Source organism: Falsihalocynthiibacter sp. S25ZX9 (assembly GCF_041205405.1).
Lineage (GTDB): Bacteria > Pseudomonadota > Alphaproteobacteria > Rhodobacterales > Rhodobacteraceae > Falsihalocynthiibacter > Falsihalocynthiibacter arcticus.
Genome location: NZ_JBGFCD010000002.1, coordinates 131,097 through 152,894, shown reverse-complemented (window position 1 = coordinate 152,894; position 21,798 = coordinate 131,097). Strand labels below are relative to the sequence as shown.

The 21,798-nt window shown below is 49.9% G+C and carries 22 protein-coding genes; 6 read left to right on the top strand and 16 right to left on the bottom strand.

Annotation, left to right across the window (positions count from 1 at the left end; all coding sequences use genetic code 11):
• Nucleotides 1–116 precede the first annotated feature (116 nt).
• A complete protein-coding gene (locus AB9F29_RS02820; protein ID WP_369754514.1) occupies nt 117–515 on the bottom strand; it encodes an integrase core domain-containing protein in 399 nt (132 codons plus the stop codon).
• Nucleotides 516–1,371: 856 nt separating this feature from the next.
• Between AB9F29_RS02820 and AB9F29_RS02815 the strand changes: the two genes are divergently transcribed.
• Nucleotides 1,372–2,061, top strand: coding sequence for a hypothetical protein (locus AB9F29_RS02815; protein ID WP_369754513.1), 690 nt, complete (start codon nt 1,372–1,374; stop codon nt 2,059–2,061).
• Between the two features lie 776 nt (nt 2,062–2,837).
• Here AB9F29_RS02815 and AB9F29_RS02810 read toward each other — a convergent pair.
• From AB9F29_RS02810 to AB9F29_RS02790, 5 genes are all read right to left on the bottom strand, one after another.
• Entirely contained in the window at nt 2,838–3,395 is a 558-nt protein-coding gene (locus tag AB9F29_RS02810) for a CIA30 family protein (protein WP_369754512.1), read from the bottom strand.
• A gap of 71 nt (nt 3,396–3,466) precedes the next feature.
• Nucleotides 3,467–4,129, bottom strand: a complete 663-nt coding sequence (locus tag AB9F29_RS02805; protein ID WP_369754511.1) for an SDR family NAD(P)-dependent oxidoreductase — start codon at nt 4,127–4,129, stop codon at nt 3,467–3,469.
• Nucleotides 4,130–4,298: 169 nt separating this feature from the next.
• Nucleotides 4,299–4,700 carry a thiol-disulfide oxidoreductase DCC family protein gene (locus AB9F29_RS02800; RefSeq protein ID WP_369754510.1) on the bottom strand — a complete coding sequence of 134 codons (402 nt, stop codon included), beginning with the start codon at nt 4,698–4,700 and terminating at the stop codon, nt 4,299–4,301.
• Between the two features lie 37 nt (nt 4,701–4,737).
• Complete coding sequence (locus tag AB9F29_RS02795; protein WP_369754509.1) at nt 4,738–5,241, bottom strand: aggregation factor core; 504 nt, start codon at nt 5,239–5,241, stop codon at nt 4,738–4,740.
• Between the two features lie 84 nt (nt 5,242–5,325).
• Nucleotides 5,326–5,811, bottom strand: a complete 486-nt coding sequence (locus AB9F29_RS02790; protein WP_335585430.1) for a fasciclin domain-containing protein — start codon at nt 5,809–5,811, stop codon at nt 5,326–5,328.
• A 345-nt stretch (nt 5,812–6,156) separates the two neighbouring features.
• Between AB9F29_RS02790 and AB9F29_RS02785 the strand changes: the two genes are divergently transcribed.
• The 4 genes from AB9F29_RS02785 to AB9F29_RS02770 all read left to right on the top strand — a co-directional run bounded on the left by AB9F29_RS02785 (nt 6,157) and on the right by AB9F29_RS02770 (nt 9,437).
• On the top strand, nt 6,157–7,851 hold the full coding sequence (locus AB9F29_RS02785; RefSeq protein ID WP_369754508.1) for an alkaline phosphatase family protein: 1,695 nt from the start codon (nt 6,157–6,159) through the stop codon (nt 7,849–7,851).
• Between the two features lie 196 nt (nt 7,852–8,047).
• Nucleotides 8,048–8,254: a hypothetical protein gene (locus AB9F29_RS02780; protein WP_369754507.1), complete on the top strand. Its 207-nt coding sequence runs from the start codon at nt 8,048–8,050 to the stop codon at nt 8,252–8,254.
• A gap of 52 nt (nt 8,255–8,306) precedes the next feature.
• On the top strand, nt 8,307–8,813 hold the full coding sequence (locus AB9F29_RS02775; RefSeq protein ID WP_369754506.1) for a hypothetical protein: 507 nt from the start codon (nt 8,307–8,309) through the stop codon (nt 8,811–8,813).
• A 171-nt stretch (nt 8,814–8,984) separates the two neighbouring features.
• Nucleotides 8,985–9,437, top strand: a complete 453-nt coding sequence (locus AB9F29_RS02770) for a hypothetical protein (RefSeq protein ID WP_369754505.1) — start codon at nt 8,985–8,987, stop codon at nt 9,435–9,437.
• A 1,142-nt stretch (nt 9,438–10,579) separates the two neighbouring features.
• On the opposite strand, the gene AB9F29_RS02765 is transcribed toward AB9F29_RS02770, so the two are convergent.
• Both AB9F29_RS02765 and AB9F29_RS02760 read right to left on the bottom strand, forming a co-directional pair.
• Nucleotides 10,580–10,885, bottom strand: a complete 306-nt coding sequence (locus AB9F29_RS02765) for a hypothetical protein (RefSeq protein ID WP_369754504.1) — start codon at nt 10,883–10,885, stop codon at nt 10,580–10,582.
• The gene (locus tag AB9F29_RS02760) at nt 10,882–11,118 is read right to left on the bottom strand and encodes a hypothetical protein (protein ID WP_369754503.1); all 237 of its coding nucleotides are present in this window, start codon (nt 11,116–11,118) and stop codon (nt 10,882–10,884) included. The genes AB9F29_RS02765 and AB9F29_RS02760 overlap by 4 nt, the downstream gene beginning before the upstream one ends.
• A 265-nt stretch (nt 11,119–11,383) precedes the next feature.
• On the opposite strand from AB9F29_RS02760, the gene AB9F29_RS02755 reads away from it, so the two are divergent.
• Nucleotides 11,384–11,821 (top strand): PACE efflux transporter, encoded by a 438-nt coding sequence (locus tag AB9F29_RS02755; RefSeq protein ID WP_369754502.1) that lies wholly within the window; start codon nt 11,384–11,386, stop codon nt 11,819–11,821.
• A gap of 205 nt (nt 11,822–12,026) precedes the next feature.
• Here AB9F29_RS02755 and AB9F29_RS02750 read toward each other — a convergent pair whose 3' ends face one another.
• From AB9F29_RS02750 to AB9F29_RS02715, 8 genes are all read right to left on the bottom strand, one after another.
• Nucleotides 12,027–13,349, bottom strand: a complete 1,323-nt coding sequence (locus AB9F29_RS02750; RefSeq protein ID WP_369754501.1) for a hypothetical protein — start codon at nt 13,347–13,349, stop codon at nt 12,027–12,029.
• Nucleotides 13,325–14,623, bottom strand: coding sequence for a tyrosine-type recombinase/integrase (locus tag AB9F29_RS02745; RefSeq protein WP_369754500.1), 1,299 nt, complete (start codon nt 14,621–14,623; stop codon nt 13,325–13,327). Before AB9F29_RS02745 ends, AB9F29_RS02750 begins: the two co-directional genes overlap by 25 nt.
• Nucleotides 14,624–14,997: 374 nt before the next feature.
• Entirely contained in the window at nt 14,998–15,273 is a 276-nt protein-coding gene (locus AB9F29_RS02740; protein WP_369754499.1) for a hypothetical protein, read from the bottom strand.
• Nucleotides 15,274–15,561: 288 nt separating this feature from the next.
• Nucleotides 15,562–15,828 carry an HNH endonuclease gene (locus AB9F29_RS02735; protein WP_369754692.1) on the bottom strand — a complete coding sequence of 89 codons (267 nt, stop codon included), beginning with the start codon at nt 15,826–15,828 and terminating at the stop codon, nt 15,562–15,564.
• 188 nt (nt 15,829–16,016) lie between these two features.
• Nucleotides 16,017–17,777: a primase-helicase family protein gene (locus tag AB9F29_RS02730; protein WP_369754498.1), complete on the bottom strand. Its 1,761-nt coding sequence runs from the start codon at nt 17,775–17,777 to the stop codon at nt 16,017–16,019.
• A 202-nt stretch (nt 17,778–17,979) separates the two neighbouring features.
• On the bottom strand, nt 17,980–18,840 hold the full coding sequence (locus AB9F29_RS02725) for a DUF4435 domain-containing protein (RefSeq protein ID WP_369754497.1): 861 nt from the start codon (nt 18,838–18,840) through the stop codon (nt 17,980–17,982).
• Complete coding sequence (locus AB9F29_RS02720) at nt 18,837–20,210, bottom strand: AAA family ATPase (RefSeq protein WP_369754496.1); 1,374 nt, start codon at nt 20,208–20,210, stop codon at nt 18,837–18,839. Before AB9F29_RS02720 ends, AB9F29_RS02725 begins: the two co-directional genes overlap by 4 nt.
• Before the next feature lie 313 nt (nt 20,211–20,523).
• Nucleotides 20,524–21,765, bottom strand: a complete 1,242-nt coding sequence (locus AB9F29_RS02715; RefSeq protein ID WP_369754495.1) for a DUF6538 domain-containing protein — start codon at nt 21,763–21,765, stop codon at nt 20,524–20,526.
• Nucleotides 21,766–21,798 lie beyond the last annotated feature (33 nt).

Genomic DNA, 21,798 nt, shown 5'->3' with positions numbered 1-21,798 from the left:
CTTATAAAAATTGGGAGCGGGAACTTTCCATGGCCACCATCAAATGGATGGATTTTGACCTGAGGTCCAAGTTTCCTCCAGCTTTGCGCGGAGCCCTTGTGGCCAAAAAATTGGCCTTAAGCAGCCATCTTGCCCATGAACCCTCTCCGCAAGAATTTCATCAGTGTCCCGTTGGCTAGAGCTGAATGTGGTCTGCGCCAGTTATACTCCTCCTGCCACTCTTCAAGCGTTTCACGGGCATCGCGCAATGTGCCAAAAAGTGTCCCAATCAGGCATTCGTCCCCCAGCTTACCGTTCTCGTCGTCAAGTGCCCGTAATCGCTTCGCATAAGACAGTTCTATCCCGCCGAACTTGGGTTTATTTTTGTAAAACGTCGCTGAGCTGCTTCTGGGCCAATGCCTTGCATTAACCTGCCAGCCAATGAATACCCTGCCGCCGACATAGATCCGTCCTTTTGTTGCGCGATCGCGGGCTGAAAATGTGGGCTGGGATGTGTGAAGTCCCTTTTGTCTCATTTGTTGCGTTCCAAGCTCAAATCTAAAAGGACGCAGGTTGCTTCGTAGGCAAGCTGCTGCCAATCGGTGGAATTCTCGTCGAATTCCACCCCGAGGCGCAGAAATAGAGGCTCTCTCAAAGTTTCTTATAGTGCGAAATTCCGCTGAGGGGCCATTTTGGCTTCGGCGCGGGACCGTTCAGGAGTGATGACACGTGCATGATCGGATGCTGAGGTTTCAAATTGCAACAGGTCTGACAATACGCGCGCCATAACTCTCACTTCCGTCTCTTTCGCACCTTTCAGGCAGCTAAAAGCGGGGGGACTGAGTGAGGGACGTCAAAGGACGGGCTAGCACTTCGGCCTCGCTAACCACATGCGCACGGAGCGCAAAAAGTAAAAAACGAGTTTGGATTGTTTTATAAAAAAACTTCGGAATGCGGCGCCAAAAATGGAAAGAAGAGCCTCTAAATTCCAAATGTTGGTATACTTTCTGCTGTGCCATTACTCCGACTCCGTATTGTTTGTGTCAGAGAATGTGTGCAAAAACGCGACAACGCCCCAGGCGGAGCGCTTTATCGTTTATTATCAAGTCTTAGTGGGAGCTTTGGCTCCGACGGTAGGGAGCGGGCCCATCTTTAATGTCGTTGTAAGTCATTGAAAAGTAGAAATATGATAGTGACGTAACCGTGGGTGATGCCGCTGTATGATGTAGCACTTTAAAGCGGATGCAAATTGGTGACGCAACTAAGCAACTAAGGTTCCTGAGTTGGCTTTTGACACTGCTTAAAAGGTCCAAGACGATGCCCGTAAATATGGTATCAAATCCAAAACCACAGTCCTGTCGTTGCGCAGGCTAGCGTAAGGAAATAATTCTTTTGAAAGTCGCCTCATCGTTCCTTGTTCTAATTTATTGGGTCAGCAGTTGGTTTCCTGTGTCGGCGGACAGCTGGGCGGTTTTTACTGTTGCTGGCTGTACCCTAGGACTGATTGCCGCGCTGCTCGCCCAAAAATCCCTTGAGGAACACCGATGGCCAGCAAAAGTGTTCTCGGTGCTGGCATTCCTGCTCCTAATAGGCGGGATATATTTTGCATTTATGGCAAGTGCGGTTGGAACGCCAGCGGTCGGTTTTATCGTTCTATTTTTCACATTGGGGGGTGTGGGTTATCTGCTTATGATCCGTACTGTTTTCGCGCTCGGGCAAACCAATCGGATGTCTCATGGCGCAGGGGTCGCCGTTCTTTTCCTTCTAGCCTCTTGGTCTTGGGCTTCAGCGTTGGGCATGTATTTCCACGTCGGGGCGGCCAATGACACTACCGCTGCATGTATTCTTGTGCCCAAACCCAATAATTACGACACCGAACTGAACTCTGTATGGGAAATGCGCCTTCCCGAGTTCGCGACGAGCAGAACCGGTCCGAGAGGCAGGGTGATTTGGGATTACCATGCCATTCTTGTCACGTCCTCTCGCGGACAAGCAGAGCTCTACAACTGGTCAAAAAAGAGGATGCGCTTTGAAATTCTTAACCTTGAACGCAATCCATATCTACCAACAGAATGCCCATAGATCTCGCAGGTATGGGTTTATTCTGTTGAAAAACTCTTCTTGATTTGAGGGGGTTTGGCTGCTTCAATTTTCTTGTAGATATGAGGGATTGATTGCGATTTTGGGACCAAAGCAGGAGACACAAAGCGCCCTATTCTATGACTTCTCGATTGAGGCTCATCTTCCATACGACCATGTTTTGCGGACAATAGGTGGCGTCATTGTTTTATCCAGTGTTCGCCAATATCTGTCCGAGTTTTTTCGTTCGACTGAACGACCTTCGGTTGATCCAGAACTAATGACGCGCATTTTGTTGGTCGGATACCACAGTGCTTGCAGCGTTTCTCAACTGTTGGGTGAAGGGGTAACCCTAAGATGCACTTGGTGGATGCCCGTAGCATGCTCAAACCGATCGACGGGACGGGCGGGAACCGGACTTTTTTCATTTGGAGAACAGTCGAATTTTGGTACGCCCTATTTTCAAGACGAGTCCTTTGGGTGCCTTAAACGGGCCTTAAAGCTTTGAACTGCCAACTCGGTAGAAAACTGGACGCCTTCTATCTCACTATCAGGCACCGTTATTTTGCTCGCACCGGCGGTGTCATTAACAACAATCGAGAACGCTGCGACTTTGGTCTGGTCTAAATCGTTCAGTTTGAGGCCAATGACTTGGCCACCGTCTGTTGAGTTCGGTTGTGACCAACCGACCTCAAGTTGCTCACCTCGCTAAAAGAACAGCATATTTTCTAGCTGCAAAAACCAGAGTTGAGACCATTGACGAATGACGCAATGAAAGCTCAGTAAAAACCGATTTCTTTTATGTCGACGTCTGCTTCGTGGTCTCGCCCAAAGGCCACTACGCCAATGGATTTCAAGCTGCTTGCCCGCGGGACAGCGCGAAGAAAGCTACCAGATGGTTTGAAGTCGGTGAAAGGCAGCATGACTTCTTTCCAATCGTTGCTGACATCAAAACCGGCTTGATAGTATTGCCACGGAAGGCGTGTTCCAGAAGTGCGAAGATGGACAAAGTACTCTTGATTATTGCCGCGCACGACGAGCCTCACGCCCTTGGCATCCTCTGGCGCTCCATCCGGTAGTTCCATGCGGATTTGGATGAAACCCCCGTTGTTTTCAGTGCTCACATTTCCAGTCATATGTGCGTGGACATCACCGTTCTCTGCAACAAACGACGCCTGCCCAAGGGAAACTCCGCCCATGACGCCATCCGTGAAAAATCCCCATCTTGTCTCTGGCTGTGACTTGAAATCTTCCAAAACGGTATCTCCTGCCGTGGCCATCATGGGCGCAAAAAACACAAAGAATGCGACGGTATAACGTTTAAAGAAATGATTCATATTGGTCTTCCTACTCGGGGTGGTTTTATCAGTTAGGTTCGTTCTCAGAAATATCGCTCGGATGTTTATGATCACCATGGAATTGGGTTCCCAGCCCAATCTAAAAACTGTCCCGTCTCTTGCGGTGTTAAGCCGTCAATTACGTTCAATAAGTTTTTGGACGACACTGATGAGGAAACGGACGTGTGGGTTGTGTAATTTCGGGTGAATTCAGTCGCGACAGTGCCAGGATGAAGAGCCACACATATTGACCTTTTATGGGTGCGCGCCAACTCAATGGACGCTGTACGAATGAATTGGTTTAGGGCCGCTTTTGATGCTCGGTAAGAGTACCAGCCACCAAGATTATTGTCGCCGATTGATCCGACTCTCGCTGAGAGAACTGCAAAAACCGCCTTTGAATCCCGGGGTAATAAATGCGCGGTGTGCTTGAGTATCATCATCGGACCAATTGAATTTACCGCGAACTGAAGAGCTGCAGTTTCGGCATCTAAAACCTTATAAGTTTTTTCCGGTCCTTGATCTCGCGGCGAAAGAGAACCTGTCGCGACTAAAATGGTATCAAACGTACCCTTAAGTCCTGCAGTGACACTTATTATGCTGGCTTCATCCGTTATATCGAGTCCGTTTTCTGTCCGCGATAGGCCTACAACGTCGCATCCCGTGCCCTCAAGCTCTTCTTTTAAGGCCTTCCCTATACCGCCAGATGAACCGATGATTAAAGCTCTGCTCATTGATGTCTTTCTCTTCTCTGAGGCCCGTTGAGTATTAAAATAGCCGCGTTAAGAAGCAACACGAATGCTCCCTCCGACAACAATGGCAAGGAAAATAAGTAAATTAACGCAATTGGACCTCGACTTCGTCATAGCGGCTTCCTTCACATAAATTTACGTCGAAAAATCACTACGCCTTCTGTTCGCCGCGTATGTAAAGGAACCCCCTGACAGTAAGTGGCCTTATAACTAAAAAGGCGCGATATACCCTCTCTAGGAGCCATGTAGCACCCGGGAAATCTGCACCGCTTGCAAGCCATTTCCACCTTGGCAGGCCGCGCCAGACTTCTTTAAATGCTTCGGCGCCAGACAGGAGTTGGTTCGACGATGAAAGAACATGGAACCGCACCATCGCTGTTTTATGTGGCAACAGATTTAGCTCAAGAAACGCGTTGGTGTTTACGTCGATCGCCTCGAACGATCCCGCGTTATCGATGGTTTGGTAATAGCCTATTTCAGCAGAACACAGTGGGCAACTTCCATCAAAAAACACTTTTGTTTTGGTGTGGAGCGGATTTAAGGATTTCACCACGTCGCTCACCTACAAAATGGCATCGGAATTGAACCGGTCATGTAATACAACCCGCCATATCTAAGCGTACTTCGGAACGATCTTGTAGGGTTGCTGAGAAGAGCTTCTCGCCCATAGTTGCAGAGACCGACACGCCTTCAAATTCGCTGTCGGATACGGTGATTTCACGCGCTCCCGCAGTGTCATCAACGTCGATTGTGAATGCCACAACTTTGTTCGGGCCAAAATTCTGTAGCTGAAGTGTAATAGATTGATCGCCGTCTGATACTTTTGGAATCGTTGAAAAATGTTCAGCCCCAGATGTGATTTCAAGGGGTTGAAAAACCTCCACTCCGGACCCCGCGGCGGTCACGTCAAAAATCAGCCCAGCAGCCGCACCGGAAAGGTCAATTTTAACCAGGGCGTTTTTGACTTGGCATGAACCTTCGTTCGTTAATATAAATTTGTCCTTCGGTGCACCTTCGAGAAATTCCAAATGAATGTCAGCATAGGATTGCGAAGCTGTGAGGCAAGCGAGTGTGAGAACGCAAAACAGTTTCATTTTGGGGTTTCTCTCTAATTCTTAAAACGTGCAGAATAATAATGGCGGCCTCCTTTGGGGAAAAAAGGCCGCCATTTCGACGTGTTACTTGGGCAAAATAACTGCGTCGATAACGTGGATGACACCGTTTGAAGCTTCAATATCAGCGGAGACTACATTGGCTCCATTAACGGTTACGCCACCCTCGGTCATGATTGTGATGTCACCGCCTTGGACGGTGGTTGCCATCATGTTGTTCGATAGATCGCCACTCATCACTTTTCCAGCGACAACGTGGTACGTCAGAATAGCAACAAGTTGATCTTTGTTCTCTGGCTTCAAGAGATTTTCAACAGTGCCTTCTGGAAGGGCAGCGAACGCTTCATCTGTTGGGGCAAATACAGTGAAAGGACCTTCACCCTTCAATGTCTCAACAAGTCCTGCTGCGCCAACGGCTGCGACCAATGTGTTGAATGATCCTGCTGCAACTGCTGTGTCTACGATGTCTTTTGGGTGCCCATCGGCGAAAGCAAGATTGGCTGACGACAGCATAGCTGCGGAAGTGATTGCGAAAAAAGTACGGCGGAACATAGGGTCTCTCCAAATTGTAAAATTGACGCCAGCTAGCTGCTGGATAAAAGGTATACGGCCCCTAAGCGAGGTTGGATCACTTTTTAGAAAAAATTGTGAATTGGGCTATCTCAAACTTGACAGCAATTGTCATAGAGGGCGGAATCCGGACCTTCGCCGAAATTGCATACTGTTAAGTCGATGTATGCAAAGCCGTCATTCAACCCACAAATATTGACAGCAGAGGTCATTGGCAGCTCCAAGGCCAAACTGGGTATCGAGGTCGATCCTTGGCCTAAAGTTGCTTTGGCCTGACTAATTGTTGCATACTCGGGCACAAGACCGCTCAGCCAAAAGGGATACTCCATGATTTCTCACTCAAAAACCGCCAGCCTATTAGTGTGTGTATTGGGCGCATTCCCGTTTGCTGCCAACGCTCAAGACAAACCAAGGCTTATCCTGCAAATCACTGTCGATCAGTTGCGTGGAGATCTTCTCACCAGACACTTGGACCAGTTCGGCGAAGGTGGGTTCCGGTATCTGCTTGAGCAAGGCATCCATTACAACAATGCCCACCATACGCACGCCAATACCGAAACGATTGTGGGGCACACTACTCTGGCAACCGGTGCAAACCCAGCTGCGCATGGAATGGTGGGCAACCTGTGGTACGACCGCGCCGCGGGTCGGACAGTCTACAACATTGAGGACGCCGACTATTCTATCCTGACCAGCGGCGCCGACGTGGACGATTCCACCGAAATCGACCCCACGCAGCGCGCCGCGACAAGCGAAGGGCGTTCACCGCGAACTATTCTCACATCGACATTTGGCGATGAGCTGGCAGTCAGTACAGTTGGGCAAGCAAAAGTCTTCGGTGTCTCAATCAAGGATCGTGGCGCGGTTTCAATGGCCGGACACGCTGGCAAGGCCTTCTGGTTCTCAAAAGCGGCGGGTCAATTCGTAACAAGCAACTACTACTATGATGCATATCCAACATGGGTTGAGGATTGGAACGCTAAGGGTCTACCTCAAAGCTACAGTGGCCTGTCGTGGGAACTTTTGAACCCGATTGGCACCTATCTGTTTGGCGAACGCGACGATCAGGATTGGGAACCGGATTTCGCAGGGTTTGGTCGCACCTTTCCGCATCCTCTGGGAACGACAGAGGATAAATACTATACGACTATGCTGACGCTGAGCCCTTTTGGGGACCAGATGACGGCCGATTTCGCAAAAACGCTAATCGACGCAGAGGGACTGGGCGATGACGACGTGACCGACTTCCTTAGTGTCAGTTTCTCTGTCACCGATTACGTTGGCCATTTCTTCGGCCCCTCAAGCCTCGAAGCCGAAGATAATCTGCTTCAACTAGATCGCGCGCTGGCCGATCTTTTTGCCTACGTCGATGCCGAGGTGGGTCTTGAGAACACCCTGATTGTACTGGCGGCCGACCACGGGGCTCCTGAAGCACCCGGCTATCTGGCCTCGATCGGGATGCCGGGAAGCTATGTCTCGCCCGATGAATGGGACACCGCGCCTGCGATTGAGCGGATCAAAACAAGGTTTGGCATAACCGGCCCACTTTTCGAAGGCTATGATCACCCCTATTTGACCTTGGCCGCAGATGTTCGCGATAATCCCGCAATCGACAGGGTTGCACTTGAGACCGCCATTGCAGATGAATTGGTTTCCTTCGAAGGCGTGGCCTATGCGGTGCCCAGTTCGCGCCTGCGAGAAGGTTCGCTCCCTGACAACGCCTTGATGCAAGCCGTGTTGAACAACTATCATCCGGACCGGTCCGGCGATATCTATATTGTGTTCCAGCCGGAATCGTTCATCAACGATATGGATGGGTTGTCGGTGACTGTTACCCACGGATCGCCATGGCGCTACGACACGTTCGTACCAATCTTGTTTGCCGGGCAGGGGATCTCTCCACAAACCGTGTCACGAAGGGTTCATCCAATCGACGTGGCGCTGACTCTTTCCGTCCTCGCCGGCACACGGCCACCGTCAGGTGCCACAGGAGAGGTTTTGCTCGAGGTCTTGGGACAGTAGCTTGCTCAGATCACGGGGCCCAGATGCAAATTCAAGTTCAAGTTCTCCGACGGCACCTTTGTCTGCAGATGATGTTTTAGCCTTACCACTGGCCAGTGGTCGGCGATGGCGCGAAGATTGGTCTGCTTGTGCCAAGGCGTCAGGGTCGAAAATTGCCAATCCTGAGAGAGCTATCGCGTACGTAAGCCGCGCATTCATGTTTGACGCGGCCCTGTCGGGGCAAGCCGTGATCCTTGCGGATTCGAGAATGACGGCAGCGGATGTGGCCGCCGGTAGCCTCGTTCGAATAAGCCCGATTGAGGTTGACCGTCACGGTCGCGAACTCCCTAAGTTGCCCTTGGTATTCACCGCAGCTAAAGTCCGGAAAAAGCCCAAAGCGGACGGCATTTCCATGAAAAGTTGATGAATTTCACGGTTTGGATTAGCTATCGAAATATCGAATAGGAGCATTGATTATGAAGAAGTGGCTTTTTGCTCTGTGTGTTGCTTTGGTTAGCGCATTCTCTCTTTGGCCTAGGTCGTATGAAGCGATTGCGAAACTGACTAAAGGACCAAAAATAACAATGTCGATCTCGCCAATGTTCGGAATACATAGCGATTGGAAGCGAAAAATTTTCGTGGAATATAGTGGCAAACGGATTGCCAAAGAACTGATGTCAGATACTGGGTGGTGGCGTGGTTCTAATTTATACCGCCATACATCGGGGGCTTACGTCATTCACGAAGGCCAAGGATGGTGTTTTAGTTTCACACTTGAGCCTTTAGAGTTTGACAATACGCCTGAGGTATCATGCGTCAAGAACTCTATTATTCGCGCAACCTCTGACAACATATCTCCGTATTATCGTGACATGAGTTATCTAGGACTGTTCATGGAAAGCTCGCGTCTTAGTGACGCGCAAAGAATCTACTTTACCGGTGCAGATCAAACACTCGAACATGAACTGCCTGATGGTCCTTAGACGCTTCGAGAGCATCATTACCTTGTATTGCGCGAACGGCAGCAAAGTCCGCACATCAGTCAATGGTACATTGAGCGGAAGTTGGGCCAAATCAATCGCCAGTTCCTCGGAATGTCATTATTTCGGCATATTTTCTTTTTAGTTTAGGCTTTTGGACAAAGAGGAGCGGTAATGTCTGGCCAGCCAACCGATTCAAAGAGCAAAAGCATTCAAATAGAGGATTTCGAAGGTGGGCGCCGTTTTATCCAAGGACGGGTCATCGGTTTTTCGTTCGGCAAACTTTTTGGCATCTCCTTTGGTGTGCTCTGGATTGGACTGGGGTTGATGATGCCTTTCCTTTCTGAAGCCACCGCACCAGGAATAGCTCCAATGCTCAAGATTGTAACCGGTAGTGTAATGGTGCTTTTCGGTGTGTTCATAGTCTATGCGGTGCGCCGCAATATTGGCCGCGTACTGGAAGTTGACCTTGCTAACAGATCAATTCGCGCGTTCGTGATTGACAACAATAACAGACGCCGAGCCTTTCGCGAAATTGCCTTTCAAAACATAACGGGCGTTTTTAGCGAATTTGACGAGAGCGAATTGCAAAATACCAATTGTTCGGAGAGCCTTATCATCAATTAACGTGGCTGGCCGGGCCGTCTGTATGCACTTGCTGGACGTTCCGAACAGATGGCTATGGTTCGCGACTTTATCCTGACAGAGGCGTTGCACCGACAGCCCGCGCCGATCGTTGATGGGGTGGATTCATTCATTGCGCACACCAAATGGGCCTTGAAACAGCGCATGAAATGGCAATAATTCAGCGCTGAGAGAACTGCTATCGGCAAGATCTCGACACTAGTCCGCTTCGCGAACCTTGGAACATACCGCAGTGAATGTCGGCAACGGTCGCCGTCAGAAAGCCGGGGCGGACATTCGCGAAAACTTCTCTAAAGGTCAGCAATCCCAGTCCTTTCACATTGGATGATGAACCCCTTGCGGGTTGAGTGGAATACAAGGCCAGTGCGGGTGGTTCCCGTATTGTGACTTAACAGAGCAAACCTCTTAGTGATCCCGTCCACAGAAACCCCAGGAAATAGGACCCTTTCGTTGGGAAGCATGGCTAGGGTAGCCAAAAGGCCATCGTGTAGCGGAATTTCACGTTCTTGGCCCAGGTGGGGTTGCTGGTGTTTGGGGTAGTTGCGGCGATTGAGCTAGGTTTTGTGCTTGAGGTGTTGGACAACGCAATGTTGCGAGACATCAATTCCATAAAATGGTGACGCCCGCAGCAAAGCGGAATGCCGTGGTCCACCTGTGCGAGGCGCATGGTGTGAGCCAGCGGCGGGCGTGTGATGTTTTACAATTCGACCGATCGTCGGTGCGGTATCAGTCGCGTCGGGACAATGATGCTGCACTTCGGGATGCGATTTGACGGGTTTCGAGGGAGCGGCGGCGATTTGGTTGCCGCTGTGTTCACCTGATGATCGCCCGAGAAGGTATTGTGGCGAACCACAAGAAGGGGAGGCGCATTACGGTGTCAAACTACAGCCCGTTCTTTTTGCGATCTTCTGGTCAAAGTTATCGCATAGTTCACACGGCAATCTTTGAACCGATTTGATAAATCCAGTTTCCACGCTTTCGGCGGCCGTGTTAGCACCTTTGACCAGGACTAAAAATCTGGTTCAATGAGTGTTGCAATGTAACTGTTTTGTGAGCCCCACACCGCCGGACTTCCGGTTTCGGAGTGCGGTTGTGTGAAGCAAACATGGTTTTAAATCCAGGCCTTAGGCTCGAGTCTCAGACTTTCCCATACCTCTATTTAAGCTTTGAAAGTGCGGTGCGGATTTTGTCGACGGCTCCGTCAACGTCTTGCAATTTGTCCAAACCAAAAAGCCCAAGGCGGGCAGGATTAGATTCCAATCAGGTTCGCCGTAGGCACCCTTGAACGGTCCTGTTAGGGCGGTGCCGCAAATGCAGTCTTCATGCACCTCTGACACCAAGAACAGGTGCTCAGGGATGTCATCGAAGGCGGTGATCACCACACGCATTCCGCTTTGGAGGGGCAGGGCTGATTTGGGGTTCATTGTCATTGCGCGCCCCTCCGAAGCAGCAGGTCAGGGAGGAAGAACCCGAGGGTCAGGCGGAGGGGGAGCGGGAAAGGAATGGGCTTGAGGATGTCAGGCAGTTCCGCCAGCACAATCAAGGCACCCACGAGGATTTGCGGGACACTTATGCGATAGTCGGTTTTGGTCTTGAGACCCCAATTGAGGCCAAGGCGAAAGGCGGTGCTTCCAAGGGTGAGTAGCGTAAAGGTCGAGAGCATCTATATAAATCTCCATTAGGTTTTTTATATAGATGATTGATATAGATCAGTTTTTATGGATGGTTGGCCGGGGTTTCGATACCCGTGAGACATAGCCGTCATTCGTCGGAGGAGCAGCAAACTGCAGATTTGAGCCCATACCTGCCAGAGATATAGTGCAGTACTTGACAATCGGATCCGTACAAGCCAATTAATCACTCCCGTGAGGACGACCTCCCAAAATGGATAAACGCTGGGACGACCCGGCACTTTTTTTGAGGTTGCTATGCGCTCTCCGCTTGATCGTTTACGTCATGCCATTAGTTTTGAAATCATCGCCTTGATCTTGGTCATTCCATTGGGATCGATCTTGTTTCACTTACCTATTGAAGATTTTGGTGTTGTTGGCGTCGTAAGCGCTACACTCGCCACGATATGGAGTCTGGCATATAATTACATTTTCGATTTGAGCTTGAAGCGCACTTCCGGGACCACCAAAAAAAGAGGTTTTGTGCGCATTTTGCATGCCGTCTTATTCGAAGCCGGGTTATTGATTGTTCTTATGCCATTCATTGCGTGGTATCTTGGCGTCACACTTTGGCAGGCCTTTCTGATGGATGTGTCGTTCGCGTTGTTCTATGTGGTTTATGCGTTTGGTTTCAATTGGGCCTACGATGTGCTCTTTCCCTTGCCTGAGTGGAAAAAAGATCAGCTCCCCGAATAGCTGCATTGATCCCTTACGGGTCCCATATATGAGGAGGGGGAGACCCCATAGTTAATCTAATAGGACACCTCACTGGACCCTATTTCCCGCTTAATACTATTTATTTAACTATATGATTAGTAATGATAAATACTATTTAGTCATCAATACTTACCCCTATGATCACCAAGCCTACCTCTCAATGACCAGTGATATCTGCTGATATTCAGGAGCCCTCAACCGATACATCAGGGGCAAGCCCAACACGTCCTTTGAATACCACTTTCATCACCTCGGTAGCCTCCTGTTCAAATCTAGGTTCGACCAAGATTGCGTCATGGATGGGGAGGGCAAAGATACCCCTAGATTTGAGTTCCAACAAGTTAGCCATCAGGATGTCGGCCTCTGTTCGCATCAACTGTAAGCCAACGCCTGTGCCAAAGAGATGAACGATCGCGGGATGGCGTTGCCCAATGGCCGCTAGGGTGGCACTGAAGGACTTGCTGGCAGGGATGGTCTTGCGGACCCCTTTCGGCATACGGATCAGGGGCTTACTGGCATTGATCGAGGCTTGGATGACCTTCTTGATCCCAGGACGGTATTCTTGCGCGAAGCCATACTCTGTCAGATCATAAAGATCACCCGTTGGCGGTGTCGCGCCAATTAAGCCATAGAGCAACAAAAGCCCTGCCTGTCCGTAGTCAAGCTCGACCAGGCTGTCATCATTGATCAAGAGGGTTTCCAACCGCGCATCATGCTTCATCCCCTGCCAAAAACCACCAAAGAGCCGTCCCCCTTGGGCGAAGTCTTTGTTGTTGAATATCCGGCGGAGGCGTCGCTCGGTGGTGTTGATCTGTGGATCGGTGCAAGAAAGCGGAGCCGTTTCAAGCCAAGCGTTTATGGCCTGAACCTCCTGTCTCAGGACGGAAGTTTCCTCTGTATCTTGATATTCCACCAATTTCCCTGACTTATCCTCCCGGGTTTTACGGTTTCGGCTCAAGATCACCTCTTCGTCAGGGGAGCGACCAATGCCAGCAAGGGTCACCTTGAAGTGATCCTGCAAGCCAAGCAGGGAGGGACCAGCGGTGAGGATGGTCTGCCGCCCAGCGCCCGCGAGGAGGGGGTTGTAATCTGTGCCTTTGAAAGTCTGGGAACCAGGGGTGATCTCGACAATACCGACTTCCGGGGTTGCCATCATCTTGAGGATGTCAGGTAAGGTCTTGCCCAGCGCCTGGCCCCTGTAACGCGACTTCTTCCTCAAGATTTGATTGCTCTGACTGACATGAAGTTGACCGTTAGGCACTTCAAGGTGGCGATACAGGAGGTCGCAAACAACGGCTGCAATAGTGACCTCATAAGTCGCTTGGTCCACCGCTTTACGTTTCCGTTTGCGAAGGCCGTGCTTATCCTCATAGCGGCTGACCACATGTAAAACGGACTCAACGATGGTCTCGGCGGCTGCTGATTTGGCGCGACGAAACGGATCAAAAGGACGGGCAGGGACAACAGAGGTCACTGGCTTGGCTATTGGTAAGATTTTTCCATCCACTCTCTAAGAACCTCTAGGCGATACCCCGCACCATACCGCGTAGCAGCTTCCTGGCTACTGTGGCCAAGGATCACCTTGCTGATTTCTTCGGGACAGCCAACATTGCGCAGGTCATCCTTCTTCTTGTGGCGGAGACTGTGCAGGGATTTCTTGGGGTCGGTGATCTGTTTGCGCAGTTTCTTCATCATGGCTGCCGATGCGGCTGTATTGCCGTTGGGGCGACCGTAGCGGGAGAAGACAGGATCATCACCCTCCTTGCCAAAGCAGAGGTTTGTGAGGGCTTTCACGGCCCTGGAGGACAGGGGGATGAGGCGTTCACTGGAGGCTGTTTTGAGTGCTCTGATGCTGTTCAGTCGGATGCTCAGACTGCGATTTTGAAGGTCAATGTCGTCAACCACAATCCCTGTGACCTCATTCAACCGTGCTCCTGTGTCCCAGAGGGTCAGATAGATGGCTTGGTGGTCCTCTTGGCTGCCCATAGTAACTAAACCGCCTTCTGCTTCCTCCGCTGACAGAGGGAGGCGGTCCTTGGCGGACTGTCCTGCGCCTTTGACCTTCAAGTTGTGGAACGGGTTGATCGCTACAATCCCACGCTCTTGAATAGCATGGTTCACCACCGCCCTGACAACGTTGATGTAACGGGAGACACTGTTGGGGGAAATGCGTGCAAGCAGATAGTCTCGATAGAGGAGGGCATCTTCTCGAGGGAGGTCAGCCAAAGCAACCTCCTTGAGTTTGACCGCCCCGATGGAGGCTTTGAGGTCGGCCTGTACCTTTGACAGAGCGTTCTTGAGCTTCTTGTCCTGATCGGCATCCTTGTACGCCCCATACAGATCAAAGGCCGTTTGCAGGGTGATGATCTCGACTGGAACACTGGCCCCAAGGAGGTTGCTGTAGACATCAGGCTCAACATCCCCTTCGAGGCGGCTCGCTAAATCCCAAAGCCCTGCAATAAGATTGGTGTTCAACTGACCTGCATCAAGTTGCTGTGCGGCCTGTTCTCCAAAGTGGGACTTCACAATGGCAAGGGTACGGGTTCTTGAGTTCTCAGCCTCCAGGGACGCAAAGTAGGTCACAACCTGTTGGTCGATGACGGGGAGGTTTTTGACCATCTCCATGAAGGTCGTGCCCAGCGCATGGTACACAGTGGCCTTACCCGCTTTGACGCGTAAGTGCTTTGGGACGTCCCGTTTGTACTGGTACGCACCCCAACTACGCTGTCTGACGTACTTTGGGAGCTTCTTTTTACCCGTAACGGCTGGTGCGGTGGTCATTGGATGAAATCTCTCTCTGGCTCTTGGTCTCTGAAGTAACCAGAATCAACAGAAAGAGTGAGGGGCGTTTGCCTGTTCGCGACGGAAAAAGGTTCGATTGTGACGGAACTGGTACGCAACCGGTTCGCAAGCTGGTTCATAAACGGCCAAAAACCCTTATTTTAGTTGTTTTTAACTAAAAAAGAGGGGTTTGTTGGCTCCGACGGTAGGGTCTAACCTATTCTGTAATTCATTGTTTTTAAGTGTATATTTCCGAGGATTTATTGGAAAACCGGTTCGTAACTGGTTCGCAGGGGGGAGGTAATGGAAGTCAAGTATTTTGGGATAATCGAAGTCAAGCAGTCACCTGATCCAAACCTCCACCGAATACAATTCTAGTATTCTGTTGAGTGTTTTTTGCAGTCGCGGATCAAGCCGCTCATTGCGGCCAACAAACCAACGCGCGTTGCATTCCTAGCATCTGGAAACACTTCCCGAACTACATTGTATGCTTCATCTAGCCGGGTCTGTTTTACCCTGCTACCGCCCTCTATCAGATCATAGCGTTTGACTTTTGTGCCTGTCGCGATCTTGAGGTGGCAATCTCCACCTTTATAACGGTGAATATGTGGTGTCGTATTCGCGGCGCCGAAGGGATAGTCATCTGACATGATTTCTCTTTCAAAAATAATTAGAAATTCCAGCGAAAAAATGCGGCCTCTGGATATGTCGATACTGTTGTGTGCTTTCACATTTGGGTCAAGACCTTTTCGCGCGACACTATATTGACGTGCAGATGCTGACCACGACGGTATTCCTTGCGAAAAGCAATGTGGCTAAAGCTCAAGGGCAAACCTCTCACGGGTTCAGGGGTGCAAAAATGAGCTTGGCTGTAGGTGATCTTTCCACCACACTACCGAGACAGTGAGACGCTGAGACAGCGAGACAGTGGGAAACCTTTATAGATGGGGCCAATCCTTTTCCCTGGCTTGTTTTTGGTCGCGTAGGTTTTGAGCTTGGGTGCCAACTTTGAGATGCTTTGGGTGGACGCACAAACGATTATTGCACAGGTGGCGGATGACGCTCTTTTTGCTGGGTAGTTCGCCTTTTATCCCCCAGGCGACCAACTGATACACTTTCTGACGGCGACCACGCCAAAATACCCGTTGAATTTTTTCAGGTTCGGTGGCGGTTGCGGGCGTACCTATTTCAAGGCACCCATCCATCGTCAAGCACGCCGCCAAGAGATACCCCTGGATGCGGTGAGCAAGTTCCCCAGAGTGGTTTTTGAAGGTGTCTTTCCACCAGAGTTGGTCAACCCGATCAGCAAGTCCGGATAGGTAGTCATCCTCGAAGGCCTCGCAGGCGACTAGGCAGGTTTCGTAAGCGTCCTGTGCAATTAGGTCGATTTCACTCACGTTCTTAAGAATTTTTCGTTGGCTTCCCGGACTGCACGATCATTGAGCCATGTCTGGTATCGGCTTTCTGACGTGCTATCCAAGTAAGGCCCCTCTGCACCGTTGCTGTAGTCAACCGTTTCAGTGGTATCTGCGTCTTTTCCGTATGTTTTCATGAGCTTTGCGTCCCTGAGCTTACCCCACGTTGCATCCATGTAGTAATCTATCGGGAACCATTCGAACCCATTTTCAACGGCACCGTCCAACGTCTCAGCAAGGTCTGTGGATTTAATGCGGCGGTCTTCAACCATGAGACCTTTTTTGAGCCACACGCGGTGTTGCTTACCACGCCAACGAAGTTTTCCGCTTTCCCAGCCTAGTCGTGCCAGAGCATTACGAACGGCGTTGTCATTTTTGGCATTTAGGTACCGCACAAGTTCTTTGAAGTCCGCACTAGGAATGATCGATACGCAATACTCCGCTAGGATCGCCTCCAGTGTGTCATCTGCTTCGTTTCCGGAGAGGGTTTGCAGTTCCCTCATGATCGGTGTGGCGTTTACTTCAAACCGCATGCTTTTGGGATCGAAATTTTCTGAAAGTTTCCGTCCCTTTAGGGCGGCATACAGAGCTGCGAGTGTTTTGGGATTGTTGATCTGCCTGAATACGTCGCCGACCAACCCGTTGAATTCTTCATTTTTTGGGCCCTGAGCATGGCCTTCGTGATCCATCTCAATGATGTAATACCGGCGTTCGCCACCCTCTAGCCAAAGTGGTTTATGGTTCGTTGTGAAGAGGTAGCAAGCCTTGAGGGGAATGGTCTTCGTTGCCTGATACTTTGGATTTACGGTTGTTCTGTCGCTGGTGATGAGGTCTTTCAGGGCATTTCCCGTTGGGGACTGACTGCTGATATGCACCTCTTCTGCGACGATCAGTTTCTTGTCTAGGACGCGGTCGTTGTGGGTTGCAACTAGCTTGTCCACACCGTCAATCTTAGCGGTATTATTTGCTCCAAAAAGGGCTTCAAGCACTACGCCTATCGTGGACTTACCCGTGCCTTTTTCTTCGGAAAACAACAGGATAGCCCAAGTAGGCTTGGACGCCTCATTTTGGAGCGACCACGCAATCCAATCTAGGAGGATGGTCTGTTGGTCTTTGTCGGCAATGGCAAAGTCGAGGAATGGTTGTAGGGCCCCATAGTTAGCATCTTCTTGGTTCTGGCGATATTGTGGCTCAGACCAGCTATTGATGTCCCACAGGTAGTTTCGATAGAGCCGGGGCGATGTATTCCCAGGGACCGCGTAGGTCTTGCCGGACCAAACCCCGAACGCTAATCTTGGGTCTAAGGGGGCTCCCTCCATGCAGGCTTGAATAATACTTCCTGCTTTCTTTTGAACGATGGGGGCGAAGTCGGTTCCGTGGTAGTGGGCGACCATCATAGGTTTCGCAACCTTGGAGACGTCCTCCGAAGCTAGGCGTGTTTCCTGAGCATCAACCTTGATGAATTTCTTCTCGGCGGTGAGGAACCAACTTGCCACCTCCATCAAGATTTCGCGCTGTTGGTCATCAGCGGTAGGTTTCATCGGGGCAGGGGCTGACGTCACACTTGGCTGCCACGCCACACCGGATAGGATGTCCGTTTCCATGCGTTTGAAAGCAATTTCCTGCCATGCCGTGAGGGCAGGGAACTCGCCTACAGTTGCTACAGCAGGTTCAGCCTCAAATCCCTCAAGTACATCATCTACGGGAATGCGGGTTTTATCGTTTTTTTGTAACGTCATGCGAACTTTTCACCCGATTTTTATGGGGAGGCAAGGGATATCTCCAGGGGGAGTACCGAGAAACAAATATTTAGGTAGTTTTCGCAAAGTGTTGCGCGGAACGACGGTAGATACGGGCGGGAAGCGGACCTTCGTTGCCTAGGCCAGTTATAGCGCATTCCCCATAAGGCAACATAATTGAGGAGAGGTCAACTTAGCGCCGTCATCTACAAATGTTATTCAAGCGGCGGGCTAAGTAGGGATCAGCATTCTTACCAATTAGTCCGGCGAGCATAACTTTGAATTGTTTAATGCTCATATTCAACCCAAAATAAGACTTCATCAGGCCATACACTTGAGGTAAAATATAGTCCTTTCCCGACACAAATACCTCGATGCCAACCGCGCTGGAATTAGTCACAACGTTTTGTCGCTCTAACCTCACCGACGGCAAAAAGTTCTCAGTAGCAATCTTTCTATATAGTCTAAAAATACGCTGACTAGTTTTTTGTGAACACAAATTATTTCTCTGACATCCGTCTTCTAGTAATCTGTTGACTGAATATCTGACAGTCTGTTCAGAATTCAAGAGTTTGTGAGTTACGGCATAACAAACAAAAAGTGCACGCAAATTCCGTTCATTCTGAGCCAACCAGCCGTTGAAATCTAACTTTCTGTTGGCATCAAGCTCAGAAATGTCTGGATCAAAAGTAGTGGCAAGATCGATCAGGCTGTCATTGTCGAGCAAGTAATTTTCGACGCAATAAGCCCGCAAGCGATACAAATGCTTCAAGCGGGGCTTTGCGTGACCTTTGAGTAAATCAAGGTCGGCATCGATTATATATAGCTTTTTTCTGCCATCATTGGCCTGATCTGCCCGGCAAGCTGCCAAAACGTTTTCACGCGAGCCCAATATTGAAACGTTATTCAACCTAACGTTAGGCGGAAGTAGCTTTCTAAGTAATTTAATCCATAAATTTGGTGCAGAACTGTCCTCAACAAATATCTCAATATCATTGTTAGAGGAGTTCAGATAACCAAGTGCTTGGGCCGCTCTCGGAGGATAAACTACAGAAGTTGTCATGGTTTTTTGGATGAAATTTCGACGCAGTTCAGAACACGGTCTAGAATAATAGATGGGGAATGTGTCGCCAAAATAAATTGGGTCTCCGAAGAAGCTTTGACTATCGAATCGACAAACTTTTCTTGCCACTGAACATGCAGTGATAATTCGGGTTCGTCGATGATAAATACGTTCGCTTTCTCTACCTCTGGGTTAAAATAAAGATGCGTCAAAATAACAATTAACTGAATTTCACCAGATGACAATGTTCTGATGTCGCGGTCTTCTTCTTCTGAATAAATGAAGAATTTTAAACGTCCAAAGCCGTCGAAACGCACCGTCTTTCCACTATCCGCTAAAAACGTGTTGACTGTATCAAGAAACTCGTTGGCTTTTCCGAACACTTCTGCAGAAGCGTCGTTATACTCGGAAACGATATCAGAAAGTCTATTAATCTTGTCGAGCTGAGTTTTATTATATGACCAGTCGATCAGAGCTTCCATCCGCGCATCAAACTTGTGCTCGTCCGTTTCACTTTTGGAACGGGGTTTCCGGATCACCGCAAGGCTTTTATCTAAGAACTCGAACATTGGGTCAACGTTTTTACTAATGAGCTCTGTTGGCACATTGAGAAGTTCGGGTAACCGTTTTAGGTTTTTACGCGCCTTTTCAATATTCATCAATTCGTCTTTCGAAGGGTCTTCAAGTAACCCCCCAAACGATATTGGCGGAAAATCAATTAGTGCAACCACAAGATTCTCACGAAACTTTCCATCGAGCCGTGCTTCTTGTCGCAGATAGCTTTGATACTTTTCTTGAGCAAACCAAAGCGACTCGTCTAAACTTTGCCCCAATGAACGGGCGAATATACTTCTACGCTTTTGTTGAGAATGTAGCGGTGCACGTGCATAACGCCTAGTCTCGAAATCTGGTGATAAAGAGCGGCGATCAAGCCCAAGGAACATTGGTGTTGGAAGACCTTCAAGAAATTCAACCACAGGGTGCTTAGCATTTCGGAGCAGAAATTCCTTGTAATATTCCGCTTCAATTTCTCGATGCCTATGCAATGGCAATGTATCTGGTGCCTCAAATTCGTTCAATAAGAGGCTGTCGTCCGGATATAGTGAGCAATCTATTCTTGTGGACGGCCCATGTTTTGTTGCCGATAATTGCACCAATTTGTCATCTTGATCAATTTCTATCGATATAGTTTCAAAAAAGTCTCCGGCAAGGTAGTCTAGTCTAGGTAGCAACAGTGAAACGATAGAGTTCAACGCAGAAGTCTTACCAGTTCCGTTAATACCTGTCAAAAAGGTGAGGTCATCATTGAACTGAAGATCAAAATCAAGATAGCCATTTACTCCGCTACCCCTGAACCTCGTAATTTTCATGTTTCAGTCCAACCTTTAATGTCAATTTTTGGGAACCGTCCGCGCCACATCACCATGCTTATTCGGTGTTAATAATGCAAGGGCGCAAAAACTAGCAGCTTGTTTTTTTTGATCAGTCAGACAAGCGGTCAAGGTCCGCTATGGGCCGGAAGCAGAAATTCAATTGGAGGCCGCTATCGGTGTTTTCGTCTATCTGAATGAAGTACTGGAAGCCTCTGCGGATGGGTATTTTCCCAGCCAGACAAAAAAAGGATAAGCAATCTCCCGCCCGAGCACCCGCTATGGGAACTCGGACGGAACTTTGTTGTCGTCGTTAGTCAACCACATCCAGAGGCAACCTGACCTGATCAATGATCTCCCGCTTCTGGCTGTCACTGATCCCCGCAGAGTATAGTCCATAGGTCAGCCTGTTGGCCGATCGCGCCGATTGATGGCCCACAAGACTTGCGGTGAAGTGCTCTGGAACCCCAGTTCTTTCGCATTGGGTGATGAACCACTTGCGCGTCGAGTGGAACACAAGGCCAGGGCGGGTGGCTCCGGTGCTTTGCCTTAACAGGGCGAACCTCTTGGTGACCCTGTCCACGGAAACCCCTGGAAATAGGGCCCCTTCGTTGGGCAGCTTGGCTAGGGTAGCTAAAAGACTGTCATGTAGCGGAATTTCACGTTCTGCTGCTTTGGATTTGAGCCCTCTGATGGCGTTTGGTCTGATCCTGGCAAAGACCCCAAGATTGCCCTTGGTGATCAGGTCTTCCGCCATCATCCCACAAGCCTCCCCAGACCGCATACCTGTGAGCAAGCAGAGACGTAGGAGGGGCGTGAGTAGGGGATCATTGGCCCCCAGCAAAGTCACCACCTCTGCATCTGTCATCACCGCATAGCTTTGAACCGTTGGTTTGGAATGAACCGCAAGTTTGCCAAAGCCATGCTCTGCAAGGTGACCTTCCCGCACCGCCCAATCCAAGAAATGGCAAGTCTGGGTCCAAATCCGATGCTGGGTTTGAGGCGCGATTGTCCGGTCGGAAGTTGTCGAAAGAGCCACCAAGTCGCGTATCCCCAAGCCCTTGCGCGTGGTGCTCTTGGTCACATCAGGGTTGAGGCGGGACAGAAGCGTAAGGAATTCCTGACCGTTGGAGAGGCTTAAATCCCCGATCCTCTTGCTGCCAAAGAGGGAGGTGAGCAGCCCGAGACTAAAACGGATCGACTTGAAGCTGCCAGGCTTAAGCTCCTGTGATCGTTGGGTAAGGTAGGCTTGAGCCAAATCCGCCACCGTGGTTTGCCCTTGGAGGTACAGACGTTCGATTTTGGGCTGAGGGATTGTGATTGTCGGCGCATTATCCTGGTCAGGGCTTGCCTTCAATCGTGCCTCTGCTTGTTCAACGATCTCCGCATAGCTCTGATTGATCTCTGCTATCCGTGCCTTGGCGGTTCGGGCATCTGGGGTTTTGAGGGACCGTTTGAGGGATTGTCCCAAGTGAGGTTGCAGGTGTTTGGGGTAGTTGCGGCGATACAGCCAGGTTTGATGTTTGAGATAGGCATACTTCAAGGTGACAGACATGGGGTATCCTTCTGGGGGCATATGCCCCCTTTT